Origin of the sequence: Psychromonas aquimarina ATCC BAA-1526, assembly GCF_000428725.1 — a bacterium.
In the GTDB taxonomy this organism is placed as follows: Bacteria; Pseudomonadota; Gammaproteobacteria; order Enterobacterales; family Psychromonadaceae; genus Psychromonas; species Psychromonas aquimarina.
The window spans coordinates 138353-144430 of the sequence record NZ_AUAM01000013.1; the positions used below are offsets into that span (position 1 = coordinate 138353).

At 41.3% G+C, this 6078-nt stretch carries 7 protein-coding genes; 4 read left to right on the plus strand and 3 right to left on the minus strand.

Going from position 1 to position 6078, the window contains the following annotated elements; genetic code table 11:
• Positions 1–24: 24 nt before the first annotated feature.
• On the minus strand, positions 25–981 hold the full coding sequence (locus G337_RS0105560) for a glucokinase (RefSeq protein WP_028863000.1): 957 nt from the start codon (positions 979–981) through the stop codon (positions 25–27).
• A 296-nt stretch (positions 982–1277) separates the two neighbouring features.
• Between G337_RS0105560 and G337_RS0105565 the strand changes: the two genes are divergently transcribed.
• Entirely contained in the window at positions 1278–2120 is an 843-nt protein-coding gene (locus G337_RS0105565) for a MurR/RpiR family transcriptional regulator (protein WP_028863001.1), read from the plus strand.
• A gap of 89 nt (positions 2121–2209) precedes the next feature.
• Positions 2210–3643 carry a pyruvate kinase gene (pyk, locus tag G337_RS0105570; RefSeq protein ID WP_028863002.1) on the plus strand — a complete coding sequence of 478 codons (1434 nt, stop codon included), beginning with the start codon at positions 2210–2212 and terminating at the stop codon, positions 3641–3643.
• Between the two features lie 62 nt (positions 3644–3705).
• Here pyk and G337_RS0105575 read toward each other — a convergent pair whose 3' ends face one another.
• Both G337_RS0105575 and G337_RS0105580 read right to left on the minus strand, forming a co-directional pair.
• The gene (locus tag G337_RS0105575; RefSeq protein ID WP_028863003.1) at positions 3706–4317 is read right to left on the minus strand and encodes a hypothetical protein; all 612 of its coding nucleotides are present in this window, start codon (positions 4315–4317) and stop codon (positions 3706–3708) included.
• 190 nt (positions 4318–4507) lie between these two features.
• Positions 4508–4789: a YeaC family protein gene (locus G337_RS0105580; protein WP_028863004.1), complete on the minus strand. Its 282-nt coding sequence runs from the start codon at positions 4787–4789 to the stop codon at positions 4508–4510.
• Positions 4790–4866: 77 nt separating this feature from the next.
• Here G337_RS0105580 and G337_RS0105585 point away from each other — a divergent pair, with 77 nt between their 5' ends.
• Together G337_RS0105585 and G337_RS28870 are read left to right on the plus strand one after the other, a co-directional pair.
• On the plus strand, positions 4867–5712 hold the full coding sequence (locus G337_RS0105585) for a DUF2989 domain-containing protein (protein WP_028863005.1): 846 nt from the start codon (positions 4867–4869) through the stop codon (positions 5710–5712).
• Between the two features lie 108 nt (positions 5713–5820).
• Positions 5821–6078 (plus strand): transposase-like zinc-binding domain-containing protein (locus G337_RS28870; protein WP_425414425.1); only part of this gene is annotated, 258 nt, incomplete at its 3' end.

Here is a 6078-nt window from a genome sequence, read left to right on the forward strand (position 1 = left end):
AATCAACAACTAATATCAATATTTTTATTTATTTTGTAATTCCTGGCGAATAAATACACTAGTGCCTAATAAACCAGGATTACTGTGTGTAATTAAATAAGTAGGAACAGCCGACAGATAAGCTTTAAAGCGCCCTTTCTCTTCGAAGCAGCTTCTAAACTCACTGGCTGTAAAGAAATCAACAAAACGCGGCACTATACCGCCGGCGATATAAACCCCGCCGCTGCAGGCAAGATTCAGCGCCAGGTTGCCGGCAAAAGCGCCCATCACCTGACAAAACACCGTCAGGCTTCGCACTGCTAGTCCGCAGCTTCCATCAAGAGCGGCTTTAGTTACCTGCTTAGGCTCATGAAACTCCGGTGGCTTACCATCTAAGCGGCACAGGCTGTGATATAAATTAACCAGGCCCTGCCCTGATAAAATGCGTTCAGCTGAAACATGGCCGAACTGATCCTGCAGGAGCAGTAAAATATCAGCCTGTTCGCGTGTGTTTGAAGCAAAGCTGACATGACCGCCCTCGCCGTCCAGGCTTATCCACTTGTTATTGGATTTAATGATGTGCGAAACACCTAAACCAGTACCAGGTCCAAAAACAGCGGTAACACCGCCGTCCACTGCTTCACCGCCGCCAATTTTAATTTTGTCAGCTTCGTCCACAAACGGAACAGCAAGTGAAATCGCCGTGTAATCGTTAATGACAAACAGTGATTCGAGCTGCAGTTTCTCTTTTAATGCCTGCTTAGAAAATTCCCAGCTTAAATTAGTCATCACTACATGGTCCTCTTCAACGGGACATGCTATAGCAACACACAAGTGTTTAACCGGCTCTTGAAGTGTTGAAAAATATTGAAAAAGCGCAGCATCAAGTGTTATAAATTCTTTACAGGCAAACTCCCTGAGCTTACTTAAACTGCCGGTTTCTAAATCACATACAGCAAGACGAATGTTCGTCCCGCCGACATCAGCAACAACAGATAACATAAATACTCTCTCCTATAAATCTTAAAAACAAAACGGAATATAAATGATCGCCTTCTCATATTTGTAACAATACCAGCTCGAATTTGATCTAAAACAGTTTTTTTCTGTAATAAAATGACATCTAATGGCGACTTACTTATACTAAAAAGCAATTTAAGGGTTATTTTGTAGTAAATTTTCAGTTTGATAACTGACTTATTTCAGATACTGCAATATGTTTTTCAAACAGTTATCAATTTAATCAAAACCCGTAAACAATCAGTTTAACGCAAAAAATATAAATCACGTGGAACGATATGAATACTTTAGAGTTAATTCAAAAAAACCTTGATACTTTCAGCAAATCAGAACGCAAAGTTGCAGAAGTTATTATTGCATCACCGCAGATTGCCATTCATTCCAGCATTGCTACATTAGCAAAAATGGCAGAAGTGAGTGAACCCACTGTAAACCGTTTCTGTCGACGCCTGGAAACAAAAGGGTTTCCTGATTTTAAATTACATCTGGCACAAAGCCTTGCTAACGGCACTCCCTATGTAAACCGCAATGTTAACGAAGATGACGGACCAGAGGCATATACAGCTAAAATCTTTGAGTCTACAATGGCATGCCTGGATGTGGCGAAAAATGCGTTAGATACGTCTTTAATTAACCGTGCTGTTGATGCATTAACTCAGGCAAACAAAATTTCATTCTTCGGCTTAGGAGCTTCTTCTTCTGTTGCTCACGACGCGCTGAATAAATTTTTCCGCTTTAACATCCCGGTTGCCTGCTTTGATGATGTAGTAATGCAGAAAATGAGCTGCATTAACAGCACTGAAGGCGATGTAATCGTTCTGATCTCCCATACAGGCAGGACTAAAGCACTGGTTGAAGTTGCACAGCTTGCGCGCAAAAGTGACGCTTTTGTTATTGCGCTTACGGCTTACAATTCACCGCTTGCTTTACAGAGTAATCTGGTACTTTCCATGAGTGTACCGGAAGATACTGATATTTATATGCCGATGGCTTCGCGCATTGCGCAGCTGGTATTAATTGATGTATTAGCAACAGGTTTTACTTTACGACGTGGTGCAAAGTTTAGAGATAACTTAAAACGTGTAAAAGACGGGATAAAAGATTCTCGTTTTGACATTTAAAAGCAGTAAACCATTAACTGTAACCATCCTTTAATAAATGATATGCAATACTGTTACAGTGAAATTATTAATATTTACAGGAGTATACAATGACTAGACGTACCAAAATCGTAACTACATTAGGACCCGCGACGGACCGCGATAATAACTTAGAAAAAATCATTGCCGCCGGCGCGAATATGGTTCGTATGAACTTTTCGCACGGTGAAGCAGTTGATCATGTAAAACGTGCTAACGATGTGCGTGAAATTGCAGCCCGTTTAGGCAAAGAAGTAGCAATTATGGGTGACCTTCAGGGCCCTAAAATCCGTGTATCCACATTTAAAGACAATAAAATTCAGCTGGCTGTCGGTGATAAATTTACTTTAGACAGTGATATCGAAAAAGGCGCCGGCAACCAGGATGAAGTTGGCCTTGACTACAAAACATTACCTCAGGAAGTTGAAGCCGGTGACGTGCTGCTGCTGGATGACGGTCGTGTGCAGCTGCAGGTTGAAAACGTATCAGGCAACAAGGTACATACTGTTGTTATTATCGGTGGACCATTATCAAATAACAAAGGCATCAATAAACAAGGCGGCGGTTTATCTGCAGCAGCATTAACTGAAAAAGACAAGAAAGATATCTTCACTGCTGCTGAAATCGGCTGTGATTATTTAGCTGTATCATTCCCGCGTAACGGCGAAGATCTGCGCTATGCACGCAGCCTTGCCTTAGAAGCCGGCTGTAACGCAAAAATCGTTGCTAAAGTTGAACGTGCAGAAGCGGTAGAAACAGATGAAGCTTTAGAAGATATCATTTTAGCTTCTGATGTAGTTATGGTGGCCCGTGGTGATTTAGGGGTTGAAATCGGTGATGCACGTCTGGTGGGTGTACAGAAGAATATGATCCGTACAGCACGCCGTTTAAACCGTGTTGTTATTACTGCAACGCAGATGATGGAGTCTATGGTCAGCGCACCTATGCCGACTCGTGCAGAAGTAATGGACGTTGCTAATGCGGTACTTGACGGTACTGATGCTGTAATGCTTTCTGGTGAAACAGCCGCAGGTGATTATCCAGTTGAAACTGTGAAAGCAATGAGTGATGTTTGTATCGGTGCTGAAAAACACCCGAGCATTAACGTTTCTAACCACCGTATCAACTATACATTTGACGATCCGTCAGAAGCGTTAGCCATGACAACTATGTTTGCAGCTAACCATACAGTTGGTGTGAAAGCGATTGTTGCATTAACAGAATCAGGTACAACACCGCTGTTAATGTCTCGTTTGAGCTCTGGTTTACCTATTTACGCCCTTTCAAGCTGTCAGCAGACATTAAGTTACTGTGCGCTTTACCGCGGTGTAACACCAGTTAAATTTGCTTCTACAACGACTAACAGTACTGAATTTTTAGAAAATGCAGTTGAAACACTAAAAACTGAAGGCTGCATAAATACTGGTGACCTGATCTTAATCACTCATGGTGATGACCGCAACGCTGGTTCAACTAACACATGTAAGATTGTGGAAGTTAAATAACAGTAAAATAACTGTAAAAAAGCCTCTCAACTGAGAGGCTTTTTTGTGCCAGAAATATATTTTCAGCTGCAGCTCTCTCCGGTGCACAGTTTAACATCGTAACGCAGATATTTTTCAGCACGAGTCACTCTCTTTCTAATCTCCTTATCTTTGAAAATAGGCGGCTCTTTGCCCTCTTCAATAACAAAGGGTTTAACACTCCATTTGACAGCAAGCATATAAATGCTGGTACTGCCGCGCATTATTTTATAATAGCCGAGCTCCCCCTGCTGGGTATCTCGCCTTAAGGAGCAGGCGTACTGGCCGTAATAGATATGATCAGAGACCTGATCATTTATATCCGGGCGATGAATGACAGCATTCTCACAGATACTTTCAATAATATCTTCAACTGAAACGGAAAAACGATGAACGGTCATAGATTTGGGCAGATTAGTCAATTTCTGCTGGTTGATAAATGCGTGAATTTCACCTGCCGGCGGCTTAACCGGAGTATATTCAATTTCCGAAAAGCGTTCTAAGGACAGGTTTTTAGTTTTCTGCCAGCCTTTTTTCCAGCCGGGATAAACCGGCACCACAAATTTTTCATATTCAAAGACAGTCTGATCAGCAATTCCATTATCTATTATCACCGTGGTCTGCTGGTCATCACAGGGGACATTTGAAAAGCTCATTGAGTTTCCGTCCATACATTTATACACCTCAGCGAAAACCGGTGCTGTGAATAATAGAAAGGACATAAAAATAGGAGCAGTTTTCAACATAAGTTAGAGAAAAGCCTTTTATTTTACTATGTGTTTACTTCAGCTTATGTCTAAATTGGCGAATCTAACAGTAAAATGCGTAAAAAATTATTTAAAACTTTTATAAATCAATTCTATGAATATCAGAATCGGTCTGCTGTGCAAACTGTTTTTTCAGTACTTTTTTACTTTCCATATGAATATCACCGCCTTTTGCGACAGTAAAATGATCCGGCTGCACATTAAATTCACTTTGGTACGCCAGCACCAGCTGCAGTGAATGCTCCTTCTGCTCCCGGGTTAATTTATTGCCGTCTGACCATTTTCCTGTTTCAACTGCTTCTTTTAACTGCTCATATAGTGACGGTGATATATTTTTAGCATATTCAGTTAAATTTGACACGGAGACTACCTCCTAGTAGTTTAAAATATTAATTTGGACTATCCTAAGTATATTGATTTAACGGAATAATTCTACTCATGATTATCAAGACCTTTCAACCCGCTCTACTGCTGGGTGCACTGCTTTTAACAGCAGCCTGTAATCCGCTGAAGAGCGATGACCTTGCAAGTATCTGTAAGGAGCACCCTGAGCTTTGTGCAGATCTACAGCAGATTGGTGACTGCCGCTATAAACGCACAACTGTTATCCGCGCCAGATATTATGAAAAAATTGAGCCTAGTGAAATACATACTCGTGATCTGCTTAACGAACTTGATGAATATCAGTCCTGTATGGAATTAACCCTGTCAATGCAGTTCACCCGTAATAAAGAGCGCAAGCAGCATCGCCTTGATAATTATTTACAAGCACAGAAACTGATGAATGAGCTGCTTATAGAGACGAAAGGCACGCAGGATCCGCATCTTGCCTATTACCTGTGGACCCGTCACCAGGACTATGAAGCCAAAGAGGTATTTTTGAAAGCTGCCAATCAGAAAGGCATAACGGATATCCGGCTGCTGATGAAGTTAGCTAATTTTAATGCTAAGGAAGATCCGCAGGGTGCATTAAACCTGTTTTATAAAGCATTAAATGTCAGTAACTCAATTGAAGATATTCCCAAAAGCGCTTTTCTGTCGATAATGACGCTGTATTTCCAGAATAAAAACTTTGAACAGGCCTATGTGTGGGCACTGCTGGCAGAAGAACAAGATGATAATGATGAGTTTCCCATTAACCTGGACCTTATATTACGAAAAGGCCTGGCAAAGGGGAAAAAAGTCATCGCCAACGAGGACGAATTAGAAGATATGGCCGATTTATATTACCAGCAATTAGCAGACGGTACTTTCACAGAACAGGCACCGAAGTTAAAAAAATAAGGCTCTCTGTGCCAAAGAATCAAGCATAAAAAAAGGCTATGTCTTAGTTAGCTGTTGTAGATCTACCATACTTAATACATGTGTGAATAACGATACCGGGTTACACTCATGAATGAACAACAATTTATCCCTTTCTTACAACAGCTTAAACAGTTATCCCCCAGTCAGCGACAGCGTCTTCATCATACCCTTGATGATTGTGAGACCTCCACTGAAGAAGTGTTAACTATTAAGGCGACTTTACGCAAGTGCCCACATTGTGAGTCAACTAGTTTAAGACCTTGGGGATCAAGTCATGGCCTACCAAGATATCGATGTGCTTGCTGCCTAAAGACATGCAATCCTCTCACTAAATCCCCTCTCGCT